Below are 25307 nucleotides of genomic sequence, written 5' to 3'. Positions count from 1 at the left end.
CGTACGGTTACCGGGATAGCGAATTCTTTTTCATGAAGATCAAGAGCGTCTTTCCCGGTAATCCGTGAAGAACCTTTCATTTGCGTTGCCCCATTCACAGGCATTCCATCTACGGCTTGTCAACGCGAGTGGCTCGGGGAGGGGCATGGTGGTTTTCTCCCGCGTGGTTTCACTTGAGGCTAGATCAAGTTGGGCAGTTTCACCCACCTGTTTCGCCCCAGGGCCTTGGCACTGTAAAGCGCTTCATCGGCGGCTTCGATCAAACCTTGCACGGGGGTTAGCCGGGAGCCGGTGGCAGTGGCAATCCCGATGCTGACACTCACTCGTCCCAACGGGCTGGATTCGTGGGAAATGTTCGCTTGCTTCAATCGGTCGAGGATCAGTTGCGCCACGATCTGCGCACCTTCGCTGTCGGTATTGGGCATGATGACGCCCATCTCTTCACCGCCATACCGCGCCACAAGATCCGAGGGACGGCGCACGCACGCCTCCACCACGTTAGCAACGCGTTGCAGACAATCGTCGCCGGCAACATGCCCGTGGGAATCGTTGAACAGTTTGAAGTAGTCGATATCAATCATCAGCAATGCCAAGGATGTGCCGTCGCGCTGCGCTCGTCGCGCCTCTACGTCCAGTGTCACATCGAAGCAGCGTCGATTGGCCAGACCGGTCAGGGCGTCCTTCATCGCCAACAGCTCAAGTTGCCTGTTTGACGAAAGCAACTGCTGCTGAGTGCCCATCAACTCCGCTTCTACCTGGGTTCTGCGTCGAATATCCAGTATCAAAAACCAGCCGATGAGACCCGTAAGCGCCAGCAGGCCCGTCACCACCACGGCCGATAGCAGCGCCTCCGTTCGCCACGCGGCGAGGGCTTCGCGTTTCCCGAGTGCGACAGTCGTGATCAGCGGCAGCCGGTCACTTTTGCGAAAGGCGTAGAGCCTTTCCACACCGTCCAGGCTGGAGGTGAACGAGGCGGTGCCGACAGAGTGATCCACCAGGTACTTGGCGTAGATCGGTGACTTTGAAAAATTGCGCCCCATGTCCTGCTCGCGAAAGGGGTAGCGAACCAGCAACGTACCGTCGGTATAGGACAACCCGATGGCACCTTCCTGGCCGACATCGATCTTTCCAAACAGCCGCAGAAAGTTCTCGATGCCCAAGGTCACCGCGACCACTCCGGCAAACTCACCGCGAGCATCATTGAAACGTCGACTGACGGTAATCACCCATTCCTGATTGGTGCGGCTTTGAATGGGCGGACCGATAAAGGTCTCGGGGGAGGGATCATCGCGGTGATGAATGAAATAGGTGCGATCACTGCTATTGGCCCCGGCCGGAATCGGCCGGTTGGAGGACATCAGCCAGCGTCCCTGACTGTCGTAGATGGTGATGCCGCTGAGCTGTGGCATCAGCGACTCCTGCCGGTCGATCAGCGAACTGATCCGCTGGATCTGAACGGGGCCACTGCCTTCGGTTTCCAGGCGTTCGACGAGCCCGAGCAAAAGCGCCGAACTCTGGCGGACGATGCCTTCGGAATAGGTGACAAGCGCCTGGGTCAGGTTCAACCCGTGAATGTCCACTTCCTCCAGCGCTCGCTCTCGAGAGGCCAGCACCTTCCAGACAGTCAGTGAGGCCAGGGAGCAGCCGATAACCAACAGCAAAAGCACAACCAGGTGGGTATCTCGCTTCACGTCACTACCTTATGGAAAGTCCGTTCCAGAGGCTATTGGATCAAGGCAATGACGGCAGTCGCTTGTCCTCATCGCGTGCAAGGATACAAGCAGTCAGGTGTCGCTGCAGCAATAGATGAATGGGTTAAAGCACCGAACCGCGCTGGACCTCAACCGCGTTTGGGCAGTTTCCAGTTCGGGCGAATGAAGTGGCAGGTGTAGCCATTCGGTATGCGCTCGAGGTAATCCTGATGCTCCGGTTCCGCCTCCCAGAACGGTCCCGCCGGTTCGATTTCGGTGACCACACGACCTGGCCAAAGGCCTGACGCATCGACATCGGCTGCGGTGTCTTCGGCGATATCGCGTTGTTGCTCGTTCAGGTAATAGATCGCCGAACGATAGCTTGGACCGAGGTCGTTGCCCTGACGGTTGGGCGTGCTCGGATCGTGGATCTGGAAGAAGAATTCGAGGATCTGCCGATAGCTGATCACGGCCGGATCGAAGACGATCTCGATGGCTTCGGCATGATTGCCATGGTTGCGGTAAGTGGCGTTCGGCACATCGCCGCCGGTGTAGCCGACCCGCGTCTTCAGCACGCCGGGGTAGCGCCGCAACAGGTCCTGCATGCCCCAGAAGCAGCCGCCGGCGAGAATGGCGGTTTCGGTTTGAGTGGTCATGGCTTGTCCTTCCTCTCGAATGGGTCGCAGATGTTCCTTCATATGAGGGAGTGTGGACCGATTCCAAGGTTGAGCCGGTAAATAAATCGTGAAGCATCGTCTTACGGCGTTTTCCCACTATCGGCAAGCCAACCATCAGGCTCCAGTTCTTGGCCACACGTGGCAGTTCCTTTCAAAGAATACCGCTGACTGGCGGAAACGCTGATCGGCAAACCGGGTTCTCCGGCACTCAGTCTGGAAGCAAGCATTGTGGATTGTCCTCTTTGGGTTGACGGTGAAACGCGTTTCAGACGATTTATCGCTTTCAGGCGAGTCAGTAATCTGTGCCCATCTTGAACGCAAACGCACTTCCACAACTAAAAAGGGATTCAAACATGAGCACTCCAACCTACAACCGCCTGAACAAAGACGATGCCGTGGTTCTGCTGGTCGACCACCAGACCGGTCTGATTTCTCTGGTTCAGGACTTTTCGCCAAACGAGTTCAAGAACAACGTGCTGGCGCTGGCCGATCTGGCCAGGTTCTTCGAATTGCCGACCATCCTCACCACCAGTTTCGAACAAGGCCCGAACGGCCCGCTGGTGCCGGAACTCAAGGAAATGTTCCCGGACGCGCCGTACATCGCCCGCCCAGGCCAGATCAACGCCTGGGACAACGAAGACTTCGTCAAGGCAATCAAGGCCACCGGCCGCAAGCAGATCATCATTGCCGGTGTCGTGACTGACGTCTGCGTAGCGTTCCCGACCCTGTCGGCATTGGCGGAAGGGTTTGACGTGTTCGTGGTGACCGACGCCTCCGGCACCTTCAACACCACCGTGCAACAGGCCGCATGGAACCGCATGACCCAGGCCGGCGCACAAATGATGAACTGGTTCTCGGTCGCCTGTGAGCTGCACCGCGACTGGCGCAACGACATCGAAGGCCTGGGCAACCTACTGTCCCAGCGCATCCCGAACTACCGCAACTTGATGAATGGTTATGCAGCGCTGACCGCGCATCAGAAATAACCGGATGCCGGATAGACGAAAGCCTGCTTTGAAAAAAGCAGGCTTTCGTCGTTTCTAGCGCAAACAGGAGAGCAGGGGACTGTCACCTCAAACCGTGACGACAATCTTCCCGACCTGCTGATTGGCTTCAAGAAAGCGATGCGCCTCCTGAATTTCATCCAGGGCGAATGTCCTGGCAATGATCGGTTGCAGCGCGCCGGACGCCAGCCCATCGCCGATGAAGGTCTTTGCGCGTGCCAGGGTGGCCGGATCGGAGACGATCTCCGCGTAGAGGTAACCCTTGAGGGTCAGGCATTTGCCGAGCACGGTAAACAGCGGGAACGGCGTCGGCTCCGGGCTCAGGGCGCCATACTCCAGCAGGATGCCGCCGCGCGCCATGCTTTGGGTCAGCGGTTCGAACGACGGGCCGCCCACCGGATCGAACACCACTCGCGCGCCTTTGCCGTCGGTCAAGGCCATGACTGCTGCAACCATGTCTTCCTCGTCGCTGACGATCACGTGCGCCGCGCCGGCGTCGAGCAAGGCCTGTTTCTTGGCGCGGGTTCGAGTGATGGCAATCGAAGTGGCACCGACCATTTTGGCAATCTGAAAGGCGGCCAGGCCGACGCTGCTGGAGGCGGCGGTGACGATCACGAAGTCGTCCTTTTGCAGTTTGGCCTGTTCGACCAGCGCACCCCACGCGGTGACGTATTGCATCCAGGACGCCGCCGCTTGTTCAAATGACAGGTTCTGCGGGTGCTTGACCGTGAGGTGGGCGGGCACATTGGCCAGCTCGCCGTAAGTGCCCCAGCGCGCGATGTCCAGCGGCGGAATCAGGCTGACGGCATCACCGATCTTGAATTCGCTGGCGTTGGCGCCGACCGCGACCACCACGCCGGCGGCTTCGTAGCCGAGACGGCTGGGAAACTCGGCTTCCTGCAGATAAGCGTGATTGCGGAACATCACTTCGGCGCGATTCAGGCCAAAGGCTTTGACCTCGATCTGCACTTCGTCCGCCGCCGGTGCCGGGACGTCGACGTTTTCCAGTTTCAGGACGCTCGCGTCACCGTATTCATGAATCCTGACAATGCGTGCCATCTGTACTTCCTCGGTTATCGATGAAATTGCACCGGCGTAAACCGGTGCCATGGACGCCAATTTAGGCTTTGGCCTGTTCCGGATAAAGGCCTAGGATGGCGCAACACTAGAAACAACGAGTTTCCAATGGATCGCCTCACACTCATGGCCACCTTCGTCAAAGCGGTGGAGCTGGGCTCCTTCAGCGCGGTGGCGGACGAACTCAACCAGTCCCCGCAAATGGTCGGCAAGCAGGTGAAAATGCTCGAGCAACACCTGGGCGTTTCGCTGCTCAACCGCACCACCCGCAAGCAAAGCCTCACGGATTTCGGCCGTACGTTCTATCAGCGGGCGAAACTGATTCTGGCCGACATGGACGCCGCCGAAGAAATGGCCGCCGTGACTCGAGGCGTGCCCAGCGGCCGGTTGCGGATCAATGCACCCGTCACGTTCGGTGTCAGCACGCTGTCGCCGAAACTGCTGGAGTACATGGTTCGTTATCCGCAAGTGTCGGTGGATCTGACGCTGTCGAACGAACTGGTCGACCTGGTGGACGGCGGTTATGACGCAGTGTTTCGCATCGGCGAACTCGCCGACAGCGGGCTTAAGGCATTGCCGCTGATGCCCTATCACATGGTGCTGTGCGCAGCACCGTCCTACCTCGCACGCCGCCCACCCATCACCACGCCCTGGGATCTTCAGGAACATGAATGCCTGGCGTTCGCCTATTCGGACGGCCGCTCACATCTGCGATTCGAAGGCCCGGAAGGCTGCATCGACGTGCCGATTAAAAGCCGATTGACGATTAATCAGGGCGACCCGTTGCTGTCCGGAGCAGTGGCAGGGCTGGGGGTGGTGATGCTGCCGCTGGAACTGGTCAAGGATTCGCTGAGGAGCGGCACACTGGTGAGTCTGCTGCCGCAGTACAGGGTGCCGGTTTCGCCGATGAATCTGTTGTATGCACCGGATCCAAGGCTGACACCCAAACTGCGGAGCTTCATTGATTTTGTGCGGGGGGCGTTCGGGTAGTCAAAACCTGCTCACCGCCGACCGGTCCGCGTACTCACATCCACCCAGACAGCCAACACCAGAATGCTGCCCTTGACGATCATCTGCCAGTAACTGTCGACGTCGAGCATGGACATGCCGTTGTCCAGGCTGGTGATGACCAGTGCGCCGAGAAGGGCGCCGTAGACTGTGCCGGAACCGCCGCGCATCGAGGTGCCACCGATGAAGCAGGCGGCGATGGCGTCGAGTTCGCCCATGCTGCCGGCCGAGGGCGAGCCGGCGGCCAGGCGCGCAGTGTTGACCACGCCGGCGAGGGCGCACATTACGCCCATGATCCCGAAAATCCACAGCTTCACGGCCTGCACATTGATACCGGACAGGCGCGTCGCTTCCATGTTGCTACCCACCGAATAGACGCGTCGGCCGAACACGGTCTGGCTGGTCACGTAGCTGAATCCGCCCAGCAGAATCAGCAAAAGCAGGACCGGCACGGGAATGCCGTCGTAGCTGTTGAGGGTCTGGACGAAACCGGCCAGCACCGCGCCGATCAACAACACGCGTGCCACGTCACGCACTAATGAGTGTGCCGCGAGGCCGTGAAGGGCGCGATTGCGCCGTTGTTTCCAGGTCAGGAACAGCGTCAGTGCGAACAGCAGGACACCCAGACCGGCGCCGATCGTATGTGGCAGATAACCCTGGCCAATGTAGACGAGTTCCGGCGACACCGGCGCAATGGTCGTGCCTCCGGTGATCCCCAGCAAGATGCCCCGGAAAGCCAGCATGCCCCCCAGCCCGACGATGAACGACGGAATGCGCAGGTACGCCGCCATGTAGCCGTTGGCGAGGCCGATCAGCAGCCCGCACACCACCACAAGGCTCAGGTTCGCCAGCAGCGGTATGTGATAGACAACATCAAGAATGGCTGCCACGCCGCCGAGCAGGCCCAGCAATGAGCCGACCGACAGATCGATCTCGCCGCTGATGATGACCAGTACCATGCCGCAGGCGAGAAGCCCGGTAATCGACATCTGGCGCAGCAGGTTGGAGAGGTTGCGGGGTGTCAGGAATCCGCCCTCGGTCTGCCAGCTGAAGAACAGCCAGATCAACGCCACGGCAAACACCAGTGCGAGCATCTTGTAGCGGGTGAAGAGTTGTTTGACCTGATTCATTTACGCGGATTTCCGAACTTTATTGTTATGGCTGTCGGGCTGGCTGAGCGCCGCGGCGAGCACCTGTTCCTGAGTGAGTTCATGGTTGATGAAATCGCCCTGCAACCGGCCTTCGCCGATCACCAGTACGCGGTCGGAAACACCGAGCACTTCGGCCAGCTCCGAAGACACCATGATGATCGACACGCCTTCGGCGGCCAGCATCCCCATCAACTTGTAGATCTCGTATTTGGCGCCGACATCCACCCCTCGGGTCGGCTCATCGAGGATCAGAACCCTGGGCCGGGTCAGCAGCATCTTCGCCAGCACGGCTTTTTGTTGATTGCCCCCGGACAGGCTGGTGATCGGCAGGAACGGGCTCGCGGTCTTGAGGTGCAGGCGCGAAATTTCCCGATCAATGCTGCCCAGTTCGGCTTCGGCGTCGATGCGGGTCAGTTTCGAGAAACTGTCCAGCACGGCCAGGGTGATGTTCTGGCCAACCCCCAGGTCGGGAATGATCCCCTGACGCTTGCGGTCTTCGGGCACCAGGCACACGCCGGCGCGGATTGATTTGAGCGGTGTGCGGGTGTCTATGGGTTGACCGTCCAGCCAGACCTCGCCTTCGTGGCGGCCGGGGTAGGCGCCGAACAGCGCGGTCACAAGCTCCGTGCGACCGGCGCCGACCAGCCCGGCGATGCCGAGGATTTCCCCGCGTTTGAGGCTGAACGAAATGTCGTCGACCCGTTTGCGTTTGGGGTTGTCGACGTCGTAGCAGGTGATGTGGCGCGCCTCGAAAATCACCTCGCCGATGTCGTGTGGTTCGGTGGGGTAGAGGTTGCTCATTTCCCGGCCGACCATCTGGGTGATGATCCGGGGAATATCCATGTCTTCCATGGCGGTCGTGGCGATGTGTTTACCGTCGCGGATCACCGAAATGGTGTCACACACAGCGGCCACTTCATCGAGCTTGTGGGAGATGTAGACGCAGGCGACGCCCTTGGCCTTGAGGTCGCGGATGATGTCCAGCAATACCTCGATTTCCGAACGGGTCAGGGCCGAAGAAGGCTCGTCGAGGATCAGCAGCCGTGCCTGCTTGTTCAGGGCCTTGGCGATTTCCACCAGTTGCTGATAACCGCCACCGTACTGCGAAACCGGCAGCGACACGTTCATGTCCGGCACTTTCAGTTCACGCATCAGGGCTTCAGCGCGGTGGATCATCGCCGGGTAATTCATCCGCCCACCCGGCAGCGTCAGCTCATGGCCCATGAAAATGTTTTCGGCCACCGAGAGGTCGGGAACCAGCGTCAGTTCCTGGTGAATGATGACGATGCCGGCGGCTTCCGTTTCGCTGATCGATTGCGCCTTGAGCGGCTGACCGTCCCACAGGATTTCACCGTCCCAGGTGCCGTGGGGATAGACCGCCGACAGGATTTTCATCAGCGTGGACTTGCCGGCACCGTTCTCGCCGCACAGCCCGACGCATTCACCGGGTCTGACCTTGAGGTCGATGCCGTTGAGCGCTTTGACACCGCCGAAGGTTTTGACGATGCCGTTCATTTGCAACAGAAAGTCGGACATGGCAGAGACTCACAAGCGGCAGATACAGGACTGAACCCGCAGGCGCAGAACGCCTGCGGGGCATTACTCAAGTGTCACTGTCCGGCGATCTGCGCCTTGGTGTAGAAGCCGTCCTGTTCCAGCAGGTCGATGTTGTCCTTGGTCAACGGAGTCGGGGTGAGCAGGATGGTGTCGACTTTTTTGCTGCCGTTGTCGTATTGCGAGCTGTAGGCGGGTTTCTCGTTGCGCGCCAGTTGCACCGAGAGTTTGGCGGCTTCGGAGGCAATCAGTTTCAGCGGTTTGTAAACCGTCATGGTTTGAGTACCGGAGATCACTCGCTTGACCGCTGCCAGGTCCGCGTCCTGCCCGGAGATCGGCACCTTGCCGGCCAGTTGCTGAGCGGCCAGAGCCTGAATGGCGCCGCCGGCCGTGGCGTCGTTGGAGGCGACGATACCGTCGATTTTGTTGTCATTGCGGGTCAGGGCGTTTTCAACAATGCTCAGCGCCTCGGTAGGGTTCCATTCCTTCACCCATTGCTGGCCGACGATTTTGATGTCGCCCTTGTCGATGGCCGGTTGCAGCACTTTCATCTGACCTTCACGCAGGACTTTCGCGTTGTTGTCGGTGGGCGCACCGCCCAGCAGGAAGTAATTGCCCTTGGGCGCCGCGTGCAGCACACCGCTGGCCTGCATTTCGCCGACCTTTTCGTTATCGAAGGAGATGTAGGCGTCGATATCGGCGTTGAGTATCAGGCGGTCATAGGACACGACCTTGATCCCGGCCTTCTTCGCTTCGGCCACCGCATTGGTCAGCACGGTGGCGTTGAACGGCACGATGACGATGACATCGACGCCACGGGAAATGAGGTTTTCGATTTGCGAAATCTGCTTTTGCTCGTTGGCATCGGCAGACTGCACGAAGACCTTGGCGTCCATTTTTTCCGCCGCTGCGACGAAGTAGTCCCGGTCACGGGACCAGCGTTCCAGCCGCAGGTCATCGATGGAGAAGCCGATTTTCGGGTGGGCAGCGTCGGCCATAACCGGCAGCGAAAGCAACGCCAGGGCGCCGGCAAACAGCGTGCGTTTTACGTTCTTCATGGTGGTGCGTCCTTTTATTTTTGTTTGAAAGACACGGCCTGACGATGAATATCGGGCTGGTGGAACTGTAGAGAATCAGCAGACACAACGGACTACAGATTTGTCGCGCAAATGTCACAGCGCCCGTAGTCCTCGTGGGCGATCAGCGATAGATGAAACGATTGACGACGTTTTCAAGCATTTCCTGCCGACCGCTGACGGCCTGCGGGTTCAGTTCGTTGGCGAAGGCGTGCTCGGCCAGTGACTGGAGATTGAACTCACCCGCCAGCACCGACTGGCCGAATGGCTGCTGCCAGCCGGCATAGCGTTGGTCCTTGAGACGCTGAAGCTGATCGTTCTGGACCATGGCGGCGGCTCGCTCGAGCGACTGGGCGAGGACGTCCATGGCGCCGACGTGACCGTGAAACAGATCGACTTCGTCGAGGCTCTGGCGGCGCACCTTGGAGTCGAAGTTGAACCCGCCATTGCCGAACCCGCCGGCCTTAAGGATTTCATAGGTGACCAGGGTCATTTCCTCGACGCTGTTGGGGAATTGATCGGTGTCCCAGCCGTTTTGCGGATCGCCCCGGTTGGCGTCGATGCTACCGAAAATCCCCAGCGAGACGGCCGTCGCCACCTCGTGATGAAAACTGTGGCCGGCCAGGGTCGCGTGGTTGGCCTCGATGTTGACCTTGATTTCCTTTTCCAGACCGAACTGCTGGAGAAAACCGAACACCGTGGCGCTGTCGTAATCGTATTGGTGCTTGGTCGGCTCCTGCGGTTTGGGTTCGATCAGCAGGTCGCCTTTGAAGCCGATCTTGTACTTGTGCTCGACCACCATGCGCATGAAGCGACCCAGTTGTTCGCGCTCGCGCTTCAAGTCGGTGTTTAGCAGGGTTTCGTAACCTTCGCGACCGCCCCACAACACATAGTTGGAGCCTTTGAGGCGTTGAGTCGCGTTCATGGCGCTGAAGACCTGGGCAGCGGCGCAAGCGAACACTTCAGGATCCGGGTTGCTGGCGGCGCCGGCGGCAAAACGCGGATTGCTGAAGCAGTTGGCGGTGCCCCACAGCAGCTTGATCCCGCTTTCTTCCTGATGGCGTTCCAGGTGATCGATCATCTGTGCGAAGTGGTTGCGGTACTCCCTCAGCGAATTGCCTTCGGGGGCGACATCCGTGTCGTGAAAGCAGTAGTAATCGATACCCAGCTTGGTGAAAAACTCGAACGCGGCCTCAGCCTTGCCAATGGCCATTTCCATCGGGTCACCGGCGTGTTGCCACGGGCGCTTGAACGTCCCGGCACCGAACACATCGGAGCCCGGCCAGACAAAGGTGTGCCAATAACAGGCAGCCATGCGCAGGTGTTCGCGCATGGGCTTGCCGAGGATGATCTTGTCGGCGTCGTAGTGACGGAAGGCCAGGGGAGAATCGCTGGCAGGACCTTCGTAGCGAATCCGGTCGACATCGGGGAAGTACGGCATTGGCAATGTCCTGTTGTTCTTGGTTGTTGTTCTTGGTTGTTGTTGTGGGGGGGCGTGTCCCGATACTAGCAACGGCCCTGTGCCTGCCGATTACGAAAATCACCAACACCGAGTGCGATTTTGCGTATTGAGATTCACCTTCGGCGCGCCTAGTCTGTGCAGACCGCCTCTACGGCAAGAGGCCCGGCACAAGCATAAAAACAATGAAAACCGTACCGCCCGTTCACCGCATCGCCCTGTTGTTCAACGGAAGCAAGATCTATGACCGCGGCATCATCAGCGGCATCGGCAACTACCTGAGCAGCACGCGCGCGTCCTGGGATCTGTTCCTGGAAGAGGACTTTCTCTGCCGCTTGAAAGGCATCGAGCGCTGGCAGGGTGACGGGATCATTGCCGACTTCGACGATCCGCTGATTGGCGAGGCGCTGGCCGACATCAAGTTGCCCGTGGTGGCGGTGGGCGGTTCTTATCAGGATGAGCGGGCCTATCCCAAAGGGATTCCGTACGTCGCGACCGACAATAACGCGCTGATCACGCTGGCTTATGAACACCTGATCGAGGCCGGGCTGCAGCGATTCGCTTGCTTCAGCCTGCCTGAGGCGCAGGCCAATCGATGGGCCCAGGAGCGCGAAAAGGCTTTTCTACGATTGATGCAGCGGGACGGCTTGCACGCCGAAGTCTATCGCGGCATGGGCACCAGCGCGCCGCTGTGGGACAGCGCCGTCGAACAGCTGATCGCCTGGCTGCAAAGCCTGCCCAAACCCATTGGCATCATCGCGGTCAGTGACGCCCGCGCCCGGCAGTTGTTGCAAGCCTGTCTGACCGCCGGCATCGCCGTTCCGGAGCAGGTGGCGTTGATCGGCATCGACAACGACCCGCTGACCCGCAGCCTGACCCGGGTTCCCCTGAGTTCGGTGATCCAGGGCACCGAAACCATGGGCCGCACCGCCGCGCAACTGCTGCACCAGATGCTGCACGGCAAGCCGTCAACGGGCGCACATTTCCTGATCCCGCCTGAAGCGATCAACGTGCAGGTGTCGAGCCTGCATCAACCTTTGGGTAACCCCTACGTGATGCAGGCGCTGCTGTTTATCCGTCAATATGCCTGCCAGGGCATCAAGACCGCGCAAGTGGCGGCGTATGTCGGCGTGTCGCGTTCCTCGCTGGAGTCGCACTTTCGCGCGGTGCGCGGTTGTAGCGTGCATGACGAGATTCTGCGTTTCAAACTGGCGGCGGCCACTCGCGGGCTGGAAAAGTCCGACACGGCAATTGCGGACGTTGCCCGCACGTGCGGTTTCAAATCCGCGCAGTACCTGCACACGGTGTTTCGCCGAGAGTTCGGTTGTACGCCCCGGGAATATCAGCAGGGCGCCCGATAGACGGCCACTCAAAAGCGATCCAGCCGATAGGGCTCGCTCGACGCAAGAATAGGAGCCGTGTTCTGCGCCGACGGCAAAACCATTCTCCCAACCATTTCCGCCGTCACCGCCGCCTGCGTCAGCCCCAGATGCTGATGCCCGAACGCAAGCAACACCCTCCCGTCACACACCCGATCAATTACCGGCAACGAATCAGGCAGCGACGGCCGGAACCCCATCCACGGCGTGGCCGCCTCGACGCTCAATTCCTCACGAAACAAGCCCTTGCTCAACCGATGCAACTGCCAGGCGCGGGCCATGGTCGGCGGGGCTTCGAGGCCGGCAAATTCAACGGTGCCGGCCAGGCGCAGCCCGTCGGACATCGGGGTCATGATGAACTTGCGTTCGAGCGAGGTGACGGGGAAGGGCAGCCGGTTGTGTTCGTGAGGCAGCATCAGGTGATAGCCGCGCTCGGTGTCCAGCGGGACTTTTTTGCCGGTCAGTGCGGCGGTGAGTCTGGCCGAGTGGGCGCCGCAGGCGATCAGCACCTGGCGAGCGGACAGCGCGCCGCTTCCGGTCATCAAGTTGACGCCATGCTCGTGCAGTTGCCCGCCCTGAACCGCCTGTTTCACAAACTGCACGCCGAGGGCTTTCGCCGCCTCGACCAACTCATGAACGACGCGGTAAGGATCGATGAAATGCCCGGTGTTCGGAAAAAACAGCCCGCCCTGAATCTGTTCGCTGAGTTGCGGCGCGATCTCGCGTACCGTACCGCCCTGCCACCAATCGACCGGCACCTGTTGCTGTTGCATGCGGCGCTGCAAGGCTTCGAGGGTCGGACGTGAGTCGGGGCGTTCGAACACCAGCAGCGAACCTTCCATCTTCAACAGCTTGGGACGCTGAATGTCATTGAGCAAGCGCTGCCAGGCGTCGAGCGAGCTTTCATTGAGCGCGCGCAACCCCGCAACGGTGCGCTGGAACGGCGCCGAGCGCAGGTTCAGCAGCAGCCGCGCAAACCAGGGCAGGGCGCGGGGCAGGTATTTCCAGTCCAGGCGCAGTGGCCCCATCGGGTCCATGAGCATGGCCGGCAGGCGTTTGAGAATCGAACTGTCGGCAATCGGAAACACTTGCTCGGTCGCCAGGTGCCCGGCGTTGCCGAACGAGGCGCCGTGGCCGGGATCCTGCGGGTCGATCACCACCACCCGCAAGCCCTGACGGGCCAGGCGCAAAGCGCTGGCGACGCCGATGATGCCGGCGCCGACCACGGCGATGTCGTGCGGGTTATTCTGCATCTTTCGCGGCTTCCCTTTGGCCATCGAGCAAACGGCGCAGCGACAGTGGATTGGCGTGCTTGAGCGCGGTCGGCAGCAAGCTGTCGGGGAAGTCCTGATAACAGACCGGGCGCAGGAAACGCAGGATCGCTGCTGTACCCACCGACGTGGTGCGCGAATCGGAGGTCGCCGGGAATGGCCCGCCATGCACCATCGCATCGCAGACTTCGACCCCGGTCGGCCAGCCGTTGACCAGCAGCCGTCCGGCCTTGCGCTCCAGGGTCGGGAGCAATGCGCGGGCCTGCTCCAGATCCTCGTCATCCAGGTGCAGCGTGGCGGTCAGCTGACCTTCCAGCTGTTCGAGTAGCTGACGGATTTCAGCGTCGCTGGCGCATTGCACGATCAACGAAGCGGCGCCGAAGGCTTCGGCCTGCAACGAATGATCGGCGAGGAAGTCGGCGGCATCGGTGACGAACACATGGGCCTGGCCCTGATTCGGATCGGTGGCTCGCTGGCCGACCGCGGCAATGCGCGCCCGGGCATTTTCCGCGAAGGCATTCACACTGGATTCGTAGGCATTGAAGATCCCCGGCGTCAGCATGGTCTGCGCGGGGCTGCGCTGGATCAGTTCGGCGGTGGCGCCAATGAAGGCGTCCAGCGCCGGCCCCTTGCGGGCGATGACCAGACCGGGATTGGTGCAGAACTGACCGGCACCCAAGGTCAGCGATGCAACAAAACCCTGGGCCAAGGCTTCGGCGCGATTCTGCAGCGCCGCCGGAAACAGCAACACCGGATTGATCGAACTCATTTCCGCATACACCGGAATCGGCTCGGGCCGGGCTTGAGCCGCTCTGATCAGCGCGAGGCCGCCACTGCGCGAACCGGTGAAGCCGACCGCCTTGATCCGTGGATCGCTGACCAGTGCAATCCCGACTTCACGGCCCGAGCCGTACAGCAACGAGAACACACCTTCCGGCAAACCACAGGCCTTGACTGCCCGTGCTACGGCGCGGCCGACCAGTTCGCTGGTGCCGGGATGGGCGCCGTGGGCCTTGACGATCACCGGGCAGCCAGCAGCCAGCGCCGAAGCGGTATCGCCACCGGCCACGGAAAACGCCAGTGGAAAGTTGCTCGCGCCAAACACCGCCACCGGGCCCAAGGGAATCTGCCGCTGACGCAGATCCGAACGCGGCATCGGCTGGCGCTCCGGTTGCGCGTTGTCGACTCGCACATCCAGCCATTCACCGGCCCGCACGGTGCGGGCAAACAGCCGCAGTTGCTGGCAGGTGCGGCCCCGTTCGCCCAGCAGGCGCGGTCGCGGCAGGCCGGTTTCGGCCATGGCGCGGTCGATCAGTTCGTCGCCCAGGGCTTCGATTTCGCTCGCGATGGACTCAATGAATTCGGCCCGTGCCTCGAGCGTTGTCTCGCGATAACGGTCGAGCGCCGCCCAGGCCAGCGCGCAGGCCTGCTCGACATGTTCGGCAGAGCCGCCGGCGTAGGCCGGTTGCAAAGGCGTGTTGGTAGCGGGGTTGATCCCGTGGATGACGTCGCGGTCGCCGGTGAGGGTTTGCTGACCGATCAGCAGTTGGCCCGTCAGGGTCATGGCGCATTCCTTATCAATAGAGCAGGTCACGAATAAGGCCCGCCGCCGTGGTTGGCGGCGGGCTTGAGCGCAGCGGCAGGTCAGGCGAAGTTCTGTTCCGCCGACCAGTTTTCGTACCAGTGACGGAACAGCGTGTACTGGGCTTCTGCGTAACGACGCTGCGAATCGCTGAGCGCATCGGTTTCATTGAAATGCAGGGTGTATTCCTTGTCGCCGTTGAGCACCATCAGGTGTTTGTAATACAGCACCAGATCCGTGCCTTCGTCGAAGGACGACAGTACCGCCAGCGCCGATTCCAGCTCGCGCGCCTGGCGTCGGGCCTTGGCGTCGCCCTTGGCCGCCTGCTTGCTCAGGGCCACCAGTTGCAGCACTTCGCGGGGCAGGGCATTGCCGATGCCGGTGATGGCGCCGGTGGCGTTGCAGTTGACGAAACCGTGCACGACCTGAGTATCGACACCGACCATCAGGGTCACGTCATCGTCCTTGGAAGTGATGTTTTCAGCGGCGTAGCGCAGGTCGGCGCCACCGCCGAATTCCTTGAAGCCGATCAGGTTCGGGTATTCACGGCGCAGTTCGAAGAACAGGTCGGCGCGGGTGGCAAAGCCGTAGTAAGGGCTGTTGTAGATCACTGCCGGCAGGTTCGGTGCGGCTTGCAAAATCGCCGCGAAGTGGGCTTTTTGCGCTGCCGCCGAAGCGCCGCGGGACAGCACTCGAGGAATCACCATCAAACCCTGTGCGCCGACTTTCGCCGCATGGGCGGCGTGGGACACCGCTTCACGGGTGTTGACCGCGCCGGTGCCGACGATGGTCGGAATGCCGGCGGCCACCAGTCGCGCTACGCCTTCCTGACGCTCGGCTTCGGTGAGCAGCGGCCAGTCGCCCATGGAGCCGCAATACACGACTGCGCTCATACCGATGTCGATCAGCTCGCGACCCTTTGCTACCAAGGCATCGAAGTCCGGTTTGCGTGCGGCGGTGCAAGGGGTCATCAGGGCGGGCATGCAGCCGGTGAAGATGTTGTCGCTCATTATTGTTCTCCTTGGAACGGTCATTCGGATGGGTTTGAAACAACAGCGCAGCGGCTCAGATGCCCCACGCAAACGGATCGGTTTCGTCAATCAGCAATGTGCTGTCGGCGGTCATGTGGGCGCGGCCGGTGATGTAGGGGCGGATGCGCTCACCTTCCCATTCAAAGCGGCCTTCGAACTGGCTGCCGGTGATGCTCGCCTGCACCCAGCGCTCTCCCGGCGCGAGTTTTTCGTCGGCGGCCAGACACGCCAGTTTGGCGCTGGTGCCGGTGCCGCAAGGGGAGCGGTCGTAGGCTTTGCCGGGGCACATGACGAAGTTGCGGCTGTCGGCCTCGGCGTCATCGGCGAACAGTTCGATGTGATCGATGAGCGCGCCGTCCTCGCCATGGATGCCTTGGTCTTCCAGGGCCTTGAGCATTTTCCAGGTGAGGTCGGTGAGGGTTTCGACGTTGTCCATCGTCAGCGTCTGGCCGTGTTCGGAGACCAGGAAAAACCAGTTGCCGCCGTAGGCCACATCACCGAGGAAGCGGCCGTATCCCGGCACTTCCACCGCCACCTGTTTTTGCGAGCGATAGGCGGGCACGTTGCCGAGCGTCACTGCGCCGTCTTCATGCAACGTGGCACTGACCGGGCCGACCGGGGTGTCGATCTTGTGCACGCCCGGCGCGATCAGCCCCAGATGTTGCAGCGATGCAACGAGGCCGATGGTGCCGTGGCCGCACATGCCGAGGTAACCGGCGTTGTTGAAGAAGATCACCCCGCAGGTGGCGTCCGGCGACACCGGCTCGCAATACAGCGCGCCCACCAGCACATCGTTGCCGCGCGGTTCCAGCAGGCAGGCGCGGCGCCACTGGTCATGCTGGTTGCGCAGGGCGTCGCGCTTCTCGGCCATGGTGCGGCCGGACAGCTCGGGAAAACCCTTCATCACCAGGCGCGTGGGTTCGCCGCCGGTGTGGGAATCAATGACATGTACTCGTTTCATGGGCAGGTCCCGTTGAGTGATTTCAGTAAGCGCCGGCAGTGCGCGGGTTGGTGGCGGAGGCTGAGGACGTCGAAGCGACTTCGCTCTCATCCTCTTCGGACTCCAGACGCAGCAGGTGTGCCGGTACGCCGGTGGCGGCGCCCCAGTAATAGATGCCCATCGCACAGGCCGCGACGACCAGGGTGTCGAACGGATGGGTGAGGATGCCCAGGCCGCCGAAGGTGCCGAGTTTCGACAGGACGATGGTCACGGCGTAGAAGGCGATCAGCCACGCGGACGAGCGCACTTGTCGGGACAGGCTGAGGTGAGCGGTCGGTACGAAGCGGCCGCAGAGCAGGTAGACGACGAACATCAGAATTTGCAGGCCAAGCAGCCAGGACACAGTGTTCCAGCCCGACCAGTAAACGATCAGCGCAGCGATGATGAACGACACCGGCCCCAGCAAGCCCATGCTCTTGACCCGGAACGGGCGCGGCATATCAGGCGCATTGCGACGCAACGCAGCCACGGACACCGGCGCCACGGCGTAGCTGAGCACCAGCGCGGCGGACACCACGTTGATCAGCGCTTCCCAGGACGGGAACGGCAGGGTCCAGAACACCGACAGGGCGAAGGTCAGCCACAGCGCCGGACGCGGGATGCCGGACTTCGCGTCGATGTGGGTGAACACCTTGAAGAACGTGCCGGTCTGCGCCCAGCCGTAGATCACCCGAGGCGTGGCGTTCATGTAAATGTTGCCGCAGCCGCTGGGGGAGATCACTGCGTCGGCGACCACCAGATACGCCAGCCAGCCCACGCCCAGCGCCAGGGCGATGTCGCGGTACGGCAGGGCGAATTCCTTGGAAACCCCGGCCCAGCCATTGGCGAGCAGCTCGGTCGGGATGCCGCCGAGAAAGGCGGTTTGCAGCAACACGTAGATCGCGGTGGAGAGCAGCACCGACAGGATCAGCGCAATCGGAATGGTGCGCTGGGGATTCTTCACTTCGCTGGCCACCGAGATGATCGGGGTCAGGCCGAGGTAGGCGAAGATCACGCCGCCAGCGGAGACGGCCATCTCGATGCCCGAGAGCCCGAAAGGGGCGAAACCTTGAACCTGAAAATTCTCCGGTTTGAAGAAGGTGAACAGCACGCCGATCACCAGCAGCGGCACGATGAACTTGAACACGCTGACCAGATTGTTGGCCTTGGCAAAGGTTTTTACGCTGCGGTAGTTGAGCAGGAAGAACACGCAGAGCAGGCCGAACTGCACCAGCCAGCCGAGCAGGGTCGGATCTCCGCTGCCGGCCTTGGTCAGGCCGGGAAACCACGCCGCCGCGTATTGGCGCGAAGCAACCACCTCGATCGCCACCAGACTGGAAAACGCGATCAGCGTAATAAAACCCATCAGGTAACCGAGCAACGGCCCGTGGCTGTAAACCGGGTAACGCACCACACCGCCGGCCCGGGGCAGCGCAGCGCCCAGTTCGCAGTAGACGATGCCCAGCAGCAACACGGCAAACCCGCCCAGCAACCAGGAAAAAATCCCCGCCGGCCCGGCAATCGCCGACACGTGACTGGCCGCGAACAACCAGCCGGAACCGAAGATCGCCCCCAGCCCGATAAAGGTGAGGTCGATCAATGAAAGTTGTTTTTTGAACTTGCCTTGGCCTGACATGGCATCGCCTTCTTGTGAGTTATTGGATAGGCAGGTGTGAAGTCACTGGAACGGCTAAACAGTGAACTCATCAGGCGTCGGGCGATTGATGTTTTGCGCAGCTGCGGATGACGAAATCGGCACAGTTGCGAAGAAAGTCCGCGGCGCTCGACACGCCTGAAACGTTGCTGCAATCTGCACGCGAACGCCTCAGCCCGATCCACTCACCGGGGAAAACCGTCACCATGCAGAACGCATTTGCGATCCTGTGCCAGGGCGATGAGCACAATCGTCCGCACACCCTCGAGGCACTGCTGGCGGGGGTGGCACCGCTGTTGCCGATGCTCGACGTGATCCCCAACGCGGCGATCTTCATCAAGGATGTGCAGGCGCGTTACGTCCTGGCCAACCGCACACTGGTGCAGCGCTGCGGGCTGAAAGACCTGAAACCCTTGCTCGGCAAAACCAGTGCGCAGGTATTTCCGGCGCAATTGGGGCCGGGTTACACCGAGCAGGATCGGCGGGTGCTGGAGGAGGGATTCGTGCTGGAGGATCAGCTGGAACTGCACCTGTACGGCAGTCGCGAACCGGGCTGGTGCCTGACGCACAAGCGTCCGCTGTACAACCGTGACGGCGAGATCATCGGTCTGGCGGGGATTTCGGTGGATCTGCAATCGGCCAGCGAAACCCACCCGGCGTTTCAGCGTCTGGCGGCGGTCGACGAACACATCCGCGCGCATTTCAATCGGCGTGTCACTTTGGGCGAACTGACCCGGATCGCCGGTATTTCGGTGGCGCAACTGGAGCGTTACTGCAAACGGGTGTTCCACCTGACGCCTCGGCAGATGATCCAGAAAGTGCGGCTGGAACAGGCCCATCGGTTGTTGCACACCGATCTGCCGATCACCGAGGTGGCGCTGCAATGCGGTTACACCGATCACAGCGCCTTCACTCGCCAATTCAAGGCTTCGACCGGGTTCACACCGCGTCAGTATCGACAGGCGACCGCCCAGTGAATACGGACGCAGCGACTAGACTCAACGGATCGCGGTCGTCTTTCGAGGGGGAAACGGGATGAGCAGAACATTCGCGCTTCACTGCTCGTCGTGGCTCTTGATCGCCTTCAGCGTGATGCTGGCTTCGGGATGCTCGAACAGAACGCACTATCCGCCATCAGGTGTTGGCGACAGCTGTTACGCCAAGGCGTTGCCGACGGTCGGGGAGGGTGGTCTGGCCTGGGGCTCCAGCCTGAACATGGCCCGGCAAAAATCCATGGCCAACTGCATGCGTTACGCCGGACGTTCCGGGGGAACGCCGGACACCTGTCAGGTGGTGTTGGCCAAATGCAGGAATTGACGGGGGGCGGGTTTCACGAAGCTCCAATGGGCAGTTCAGCGGCCTGAGCACCTGACAAAAAACCAAATCGCCATGTGTTTCCTTCGTTCTTTCATACGTCGCAGTTGTCACTGTCCGTTCCCGCCTGTCTGGAGTTCTCTCGATGCCTTCGCTCAAAACCCTGCCCGCTGCCTTGCTGGGGCTGGCCCTTGTCTGTCCGGTCAAGGCGCAATCCCAGGGACTGGAGCTGGGGCAAGTGCTGATCGGGGCCGAGGATCAGAGCGGTGAGGATGCGTCGGTGGAGGAGGCGAAGGCTCGTCTGGCCCAGGTGCCGGGTGGCAGCAACGTGGTCGATATGCGCCAGCCATTACAGGGCCGGGTTGCCAGCAATCAGGACGTGCTGGCGTACCAGCCGGGTGTCTATGCCCAGTCGGCGGGCAACGAAGGGACGAAGATTTCGATCCGTGGTTCGGGCATCAACCGCGCTCCCGGTGCTCACGCGTCAGGGCTGTACACGATGCTCGACGGCCTGCCGCTTACCGGTCCCGGCGGCACGCCTTACGAATTGCTGGAGCCGCTGTGGCTCGACCATGTAGAAGTGCTGCGCGGCGCCAACGGCTTTGATCGCGGTGCGCTGGCGCTCGGCGGTGCCGTCGATTACGTCAGCCACACCGGCTATAACGCGCCGCTGCTGAATGTGCGCTACGTCATGGGCAGCCACGGTTATGCCCAGCGACAAGTCAGCTCCGGTCAGGTGCTGGGCGATTTCGATTACTACCTGTCGATGACCGACGCGCATTCCGACGGTTATCAGGATCACACCGCGAGCAAGAGCCAGGGCGTGATCGCCAACTTCGGTTATCGCTTCAATCCGAATCTGGAAACCCGCTTCTACATCCGTCACCGCGAGACCGACAACGACCTCGCCGGCCGGGTGACCAAACATTCCATCGAACATGATCCACGCGCGGCCAACCCGGCCTACGTGACGCGCAACGACAGCCGCGATCAGCCCGGCAGCACCTTCATCGGCAACAAGACCACGTACTACATCGATGACGATTCGAGTATCCAGACCGGTCTGGTTTATCACGATTACCCGATGGACCTGCGCGAAGGCCCGAACCGCTTGAAGGTCGCGTACACCGATGTCAGCGGCACGTTCGACTACAAGCGCCGCGACACGCTCTGGGGCATGGAGAGCAACAGCACCGTGGGCCTGCGGGTGACCAAACACCTGCCCAACGACGGGGCCAGCGAACGGGTGCGAATTCCTGCCGGCAACACCGCCCGCTATGCGCCGGGCACGCCTATGCGCAACTTCACTTATCAGGGTTCGGATTCTGTCCTGCACGTGGGCAACGATCTGGAAATCGCCGACGACCTGTGGCTGACCACCGGCCTCGCCGCGATCTACACCCGCCGCGAAAGCGCCGTGACCTATCCCGAAGGTGGCGGCAAGACCAGCCTCGGTGACTGGGACTACGCGCCCCGTCTGGGCCTGCGCTATCAGGTGACGCCGGACCTGCAACTGTTCGGCAACCTCAGCCGCTCGGTCGAAGCGCCGCATCCGTGGTCGCTGATCTACAGCTCCAACGTGCGGTTCCCGGCCGGCAGCGGTGCCGCCACCGGCACCCAGCGCGACCCCATCAAACTGCAGAACCAGACCGCGACCACTCTGGAACTCGGCGGCCGTGGCGACAGCGCGCTCGGCGAATGGAGCCTGGCGTGGTACTACGCCCAGGTGCGCCACGAATTGCTTTCGGTGTTGCCGGACGCCAACGCCACCACGCCTTACGAACTCAACGCCAGCCCGACCGTGCACCAAGGTGTCGAAGCCAGCCTGAACAGCAATCTGTGGTCAGCCAACGATGGTGGCAAGTTGAGCCTGCGTCAGGCTTACACCTTCAGCGACTTCCACTACCGCGACGACGATCGCTTCGGCGACAACCGCCTGCCGGGCCTGCCGATGCATTACTACCAAGGCGAACTGCGCTACGACTTCCCGCAGGGCTTCTTCGCGGCGGTCAACACGCAACTGGTCTCGAAAACCGCAGTGGATTACGCCAACAGTTACTACGCCGATCCTTACGCCACCTTCGGCGCGACGCTGGGCTACAACGCACCCAAAGGCGACTGGCAGACCTGGCTGGACATGCGCAACCTGACCGACAAGCACTACGCCGCAACCGTTACGCCGGGCTATGACGATAAAGGACTGGACGCCGCACGCTCCACGCCGGGCGAGGGCATGGCGATGTATGTCGGGGTGTCGTGGAGTCTGCTTTGATCCGACGAAAGCGCGGTGATTGAAACCGTTCGATCACCGGACAGCCAAACCTTCGTCCAATTGCCCGATCCGGCACGCCGGCGTACTGTGACCGGTGATGGCGCAAACCGTGACCATCACCATAACGACAAGATCGAGTGCCTTGCCCATGGACAGCCGCCTGCTGAGCGACCGCAGCAGCGTGTTTCGCCACGCTGACCCGTATGCCGTCTCCGACTATGTGAACCAGCACGTCGGCCAGCATTTCATCGGCCTGTCCAAAACCACCCACCCGCAAGCCAGCCTCAACCACCGCAAACTCGCCGACCTCGATCTGTGCCGCATCAGCTATGGCGGCAGCGTTCGCGTGACGTCGCTGGCGCTGGAAACCGTGTATCACCTGCAAGTCCTGCTGCAAGGCAACTGCCTGTGGCGCGGGCACCAGCGTGAGCATCATTTGGTGCCGGGCGAATTGCTGTTGATCAACCCGGACGATCCGGTCGACCTGACTTATTCCGACGATTGCGAGAAATTCATCCTCAAGGTGCCGGTCAGCGTGCTGGAGTCGGTGTGCGACGAGCAGCGCTGGCTGCATCCTGCCGGCGGCATCCGGTTTCTGCGCAATCATTACCGGCTCGACGAGCTGGAAGGGTTTACCCACCTGTTGGGCATGATCTGCCAGGAAGCCGAAGCCAGCGACCCGTTGCTGCGGGTGCAGGAGCATTACGCGCAGATCGTCGGCAGCAAACTGATTTCGCTGATGAACACCAACGTCAGCCGTGAATGCCTGAGTTCGCCGAGCGTCAGTTTCGAGCGGATCCTCGACTACATCGAACGCAACCTGAAGCGGGATCTGCCCGCCGAACACCTGGCGGCCCAGGCGAACATGAGCCCGCGTTCCCTGTACGCGCTGTTCGAACGCCAGCTCGGCGTGACCCCGATGCAATACATCCGCCAGCGCAAGCTGGCACGCATTCATGCCTGCCTAAGCGACCCGAGCTGTCCGGTGCGCAACCTCACCGAACTGGCGCTGGACTACGGCTTCCTGCACCTCGGCCGGTTCTCCGAAAGCTATCGCCAACAGTTCGGCGAATTGCCGTCCGTGACCTTCAAACGCCGTCACTGAATCCCCGCCCCGAAACAATCTGAAGCACCTGCCGCGCCGTCCTGCACAAAACGGATAGCGCTCTGCAGGATTCGGATATTGCCGCCCGCGTTGCCTCCCTAATCTGGCCTGGCCTGAACAATAACAATGGAGGCCCCGGCCATGTCCCTGGGAATCGACTACCTCAATGCCATGCTTGAAGAGGACCCCGAGAAGGGTGCCTACCGCTGCAAACGGGAAATGTTCACCGATCCGCGGCTGTTTGAACTGGAGATGGCGCACATCTTCGAAGGCAACTGGATCTACCTCGCCCACGAAAGCCAGATCCCCAACGCCAACGATTTTCTGACCACCACCATGGGTCGCCAACCCGTGTTCATCGCCCGCAACAAGGCCGGTGAGCTGAATGCCTTTCTCAATGCGTGCAGCCATCGCGGCGCTATGTTGTGCCGGCACAAGTCCGGCAACCGTTCCAGCTATACCTGCCCGTTCCACGGCTGGACGTTCAACAACAGCGGCAAACTGCTCAAGGTCAAGGACCCAAGCGAAGCCGGCTATCCCGAAGGCTTCAACTGCGAAGGCTCTCACGACCTGACCAAAGTCGCACGTTTCGAATCCTATCGCGGCTTTTTGTTCGGCAGCCTGAATGCCAATGTGAAGTCGCTTGCCGAGCATCTGGGCGAGTCGGCCAAGATCATCGACATGATCGTCGATCAGTCCCCCGAGGGCCTGGAAGTGCTGCGCGGTTCCAGTTCCTACATCTACGAAGGCAACTGGAAACTCACCGCCGAAAATGGCGCCGATGGCTATCACGTCAGCTCCGTGCACTGGAACTACGCCGCTACTCAGAACCAGCGTCAGCAGCGCGACGCCGGTGAAGAAATCAAGACCATGAGCGCCGGCAGCTGGGCGAAGAGGGGCGGCGGTTTCTACTCGTTCGACCACGGCCATCTGCTGCTCTGGACCCGCTGGGCCAACCCCGAAGACCGTCCGGCCTACGAGCGCCGTGATGAGCTGGCGCGGGACTTCGGCCAGGCCCGTGCCGACTGGATGATCGAGAACTCGCGCAACCTGTGCCTGTACCCCAACGTGTACCTGATGGATCAGTTCAGCTCGCAGATCCGCATCGCCCGGCCGATCTCTGTCGACAAGACCGAGATCACAATCTACTGCATCGCCCCCAAAGGCGAGAGCGCAGAGGCCCGAGCCAAACGCATCCGCCAGTACGAAGACTTCTTCAACGTCAGCGGCATGGCCACCCCGGATGACCTCGAAGAGTTCCGCTCGTGTCAGACCGGCTACGGCGCCGGGCGCGGCTGGAACGATATGTCCCGTGGTGCGACGCATTGGGTCGAAGGCGCGGACGCGGCGGCCGAGGAAATCGACCTCAAGCCCTTGCTGTCCGGCATGCGCACCGAGGACGAAGGCCTGTTCGTGCTGCAACACAAGTACTGGCAGGAAACCATGCTCAAGGCTGCTTCGACCGAGCCGGATCTGATTCCCGTGGAGGCTGTGTGATGAGCAATCTCTACGACACCGTGCGCGATTTCCTCTACCGCGAGGCGCGCTATCTGGACGACGGCCAGTGGGACCAGTGGCTGGAACTCTACGCCGCCGACGCCAGTTTCTGGATGCCGGCCTGGGACGACCACGACACCCTGACCGAAGACCCGCAAAGCGAAATCTCGCTGATCTGGTACGGCAACCGTGGCGGCCTCGAAGACCGGGTATTCCGGATCAAGACCGAGCGCTCCAGCGCAACGATTCCCGACACCCGCACCTCGCACAACCTCAGCAACATCGAGATCGTCGAGCAGGGCGAAGGCCAATGTCAGGTGCGCTTCAACTGGCACACCCTGAGCTTTCGCTATCAGGTCACCGACAGTTACTTCGGCACCAGCTTCTACACCCTCGACCTGCGCGGCGAACAGCCGTTGATCAAGGCCAAGAAAGTCGTGCTGAAGAACGATTACGTCCGTCAGGTCATCGACATCTATCACATCTGATCGAGACGGCGGCGAGCCGGGCTCGACGCTGTGAGCGA

The 25307-nt window shown here is 61.3% G+C and carries 21 protein-coding genes; 9 read left to right on the top strand and 12 right to left on the bottom strand.

The features are described 5' to 3' along the window. Positions 1–179: 179 nt before the first annotated feature. Both MKZ87_RS08200 and msrA read right to left on the bottom strand, forming a co-directional pair. Positions 180–1691: a sensor domain-containing diguanylate cyclase gene (locus MKZ87_RS08200; protein ID WP_085703706.1), complete on the bottom strand. Its 1512-nt coding sequence runs from the start codon at positions 1689–1691 to the stop codon at positions 180–182. Between the two features lie 149 nt (positions 1692–1840). Beyond that, positions 1841–2347 carry a peptide-methionine (S)-S-oxide reductase MsrA gene (gene msrA / locus MKZ87_RS08195; RefSeq protein WP_234204918.1) on the bottom strand — a complete coding sequence of 169 codons (507 nt, stop codon included), beginning with the start codon at positions 2345–2347 and terminating at the stop codon, positions 1841–1843. A 374-nt stretch (positions 2348–2721) separates the two neighbouring features. On the opposite strand from msrA, the gene ycaC reads away from it, so the two are divergent. Next, positions 2722–3354 (top strand): isochorismate family cysteine hydrolase YcaC, encoded by a 633-nt coding sequence (gene ycaC / locus MKZ87_RS08190; RefSeq protein WP_085700364.1) that lies wholly within the window; start codon positions 2722–2724, stop codon positions 3352–3354. Positions 3355–3441: 87 nt separating this feature from the next. Here ycaC and MKZ87_RS08185 read toward each other — a convergent pair whose 3' ends face one another. Further along, entirely contained in the window at positions 3442–4431 is a 990-nt protein-coding gene (locus tag MKZ87_RS08185; protein ID WP_227235318.1) for a zinc-dependent alcohol dehydrogenase family protein, read from the bottom strand. Positions 4432–4557: 126 nt separating this feature from the next. On the opposite strand from MKZ87_RS08185, the gene MKZ87_RS08180 reads away from it, so the two are divergent. Further along, positions 4558–5439: a LysR family transcriptional regulator gene (locus MKZ87_RS08180; RefSeq protein WP_085700362.1), complete on the top strand. Its 882-nt coding sequence runs from the start codon at positions 4558–4560 to the stop codon at positions 5437–5439. A gap of 11 nt (positions 5440–5450) precedes the next feature. Here MKZ87_RS08180 and MKZ87_RS08175 read toward each other — a convergent pair whose 3' ends face one another. The 4 genes from MKZ87_RS08175 to xylA all read right to left on the bottom strand — a co-directional run bounded on the left by MKZ87_RS08175 (position 5451) and on the right by xylA (position 10679). Further along, positions 5451–6587: a sugar ABC transporter permease gene (locus MKZ87_RS08175; protein ID WP_266200580.1), complete on the bottom strand. Its 1137-nt coding sequence runs from the start codon at positions 6585–6587 to the stop codon at positions 5451–5453. Beyond that, positions 6588–8144, bottom strand: a complete 1557-nt coding sequence (gene xylG / locus MKZ87_RS08170) for a D-xylose ABC transporter ATP-binding protein (protein ID WP_266200579.1) — start codon at positions 8142–8144, stop codon at positions 6588–6590. It abuts the gene before it with no gap. 74 nt (positions 8145–8218) lie between these two features. After that, positions 8219–9220 carry a D-xylose ABC transporter substrate-binding protein gene (gene xylF, locus MKZ87_RS08165; RefSeq protein WP_085700359.1) on the bottom strand — a complete coding sequence of 334 codons (1002 nt, stop codon included), beginning with the start codon at positions 9218–9220 and terminating at the stop codon, positions 8219–8221. 142 nt (positions 9221–9362) lie between these two features. Continuing rightward, a complete protein-coding gene (gene xylA, locus MKZ87_RS08160; protein WP_266200578.1) occupies positions 9363–10679 on the bottom strand; it encodes a xylose isomerase in 1317 nt (438 codons plus the stop codon). Positions 10680–10882: 203 nt separating this feature from the next. Here xylA and MKZ87_RS08155 point away from each other — a divergent pair, with 203 nt between their 5' ends. Continuing rightward, positions 10883–12058: a XylR family transcriptional regulator gene (locus MKZ87_RS08155; RefSeq protein ID WP_227235323.1), complete on the top strand. Its 1176-nt coding sequence runs from the start codon at positions 10883–10885 to the stop codon at positions 12056–12058. Positions 12059–12066: 8 nt separating this feature from the next. Here the strand turns inward: MKZ87_RS08155 and MKZ87_RS08150 are convergent, their stop codons facing one another. The 5 genes from MKZ87_RS08150 to MKZ87_RS08130 form a co-directional block, all read right to left on the bottom strand. Continuing rightward, a complete protein-coding gene (locus MKZ87_RS08150; protein ID WP_266200577.1) occupies positions 12067–13329 on the bottom strand; it encodes an NAD(P)/FAD-dependent oxidoreductase in 1263 nt (420 codons plus the stop codon). Further along, entirely contained in the window at positions 13319–14911 is a 1593-nt protein-coding gene (locus tag MKZ87_RS08145; RefSeq protein WP_234204933.1) for an aldehyde dehydrogenase (NADP(+)), read from the bottom strand. Before MKZ87_RS08145 ends, MKZ87_RS08150 begins: the two co-directional genes overlap by 11 nt. Before the next feature lie 80 nt (positions 14912–14991). Beyond that, the gene (locus MKZ87_RS08140; protein ID WP_064595748.1) at positions 14992–15939 is read right to left on the bottom strand and encodes a dihydrodipicolinate synthase family protein; all 948 of its coding nucleotides are present in this window, start codon (positions 15937–15939) and stop codon (positions 14992–14994) included. Positions 15940–15994: 55 nt separating this feature from the next. Continuing rightward, complete coding sequence (locus tag MKZ87_RS08135) at positions 15995–16921, bottom strand: 4-hydroxyproline epimerase (protein ID WP_085700353.1); 927 nt, start codon at positions 16919–16921, stop codon at positions 15995–15997. Between the two features lie 22 nt (positions 16922–16943). Then, the gene (locus tag MKZ87_RS08130) at positions 16944–18575 is read right to left on the bottom strand and encodes an APC family permease (protein ID WP_266200576.1); all 1632 of its coding nucleotides are present in this window, start codon (positions 18573–18575) and stop codon (positions 16944–16946) included. Between the two features lie 224 nt (positions 18576–18799). Between MKZ87_RS08130 and MKZ87_RS08125 the strand changes: the two genes are divergently transcribed. The 6 genes from MKZ87_RS08125 to benB all read left to right on the top strand — a co-directional run bounded on the left by MKZ87_RS08125 (position 18800) and on the right by benB (position 25269). Then, on the top strand, positions 18800–19570 hold the full coding sequence (locus MKZ87_RS08125) for an AraC family transcriptional regulator (RefSeq protein WP_085700351.1): 771 nt from the start codon (positions 18800–18802) through the stop codon (positions 19568–19570). A gap of 58 nt (positions 19571–19628) precedes the next feature. Beyond that, positions 19629–19910: a hypothetical protein gene (locus MKZ87_RS08120; RefSeq protein ID WP_085703715.1), complete on the top strand. Its 282-nt coding sequence runs from the start codon at positions 19629–19631 to the stop codon at positions 19908–19910. Positions 19911–20052: 142 nt separating this feature from the next. Next, a complete protein-coding gene (locus MKZ87_RS08115; RefSeq protein WP_266200575.1) occupies positions 20053–22179 on the top strand; it encodes a TonB-dependent receptor family protein in 2127 nt (708 codons plus the stop codon). Positions 22180–22327: 148 nt separating this feature from the next. Then, positions 22328–23284, top strand: a complete 957-nt coding sequence (locus MKZ87_RS08110) for an AraC family transcriptional regulator (protein ID WP_085700348.1) — start codon at positions 22328–22330, stop codon at positions 23282–23284. A 141-nt stretch (positions 23285–23425) separates the two neighbouring features. Beyond that, positions 23426–24781, top strand: a complete 1356-nt coding sequence (gene benA, locus MKZ87_RS08105; RefSeq protein WP_085703717.1) for a benzoate 1,2-dioxygenase large subunit — start codon at positions 23426–23428, stop codon at positions 24779–24781. Beyond that, a complete protein-coding gene (gene benB, locus MKZ87_RS08100) occupies positions 24781–25269 on the top strand; it encodes a benzoate 1,2-dioxygenase small subunit (RefSeq protein WP_011333747.1) in 489 nt (162 codons plus the stop codon). The genes benA and benB overlap by 1 nt, the downstream gene beginning before the upstream one ends. The last annotated feature ends 38 nt before the right edge of the window (positions 25270–25307 follow it).

Origin of the sequence: Pseudomonas sp. MCal1 (assembly GCF_026341415.1) — a bacterium.
In the GTDB taxonomy this organism is placed as follows: domain Bacteria; phylum Pseudomonadota; class Gammaproteobacteria; order Pseudomonadales; family Pseudomonadaceae; genus Aquipseudomonas.
The sequence above is the reverse complement of the archived record's forward strand: the minus strand, read 5'-3'. Positions and strand labels throughout refer to the sequence as shown.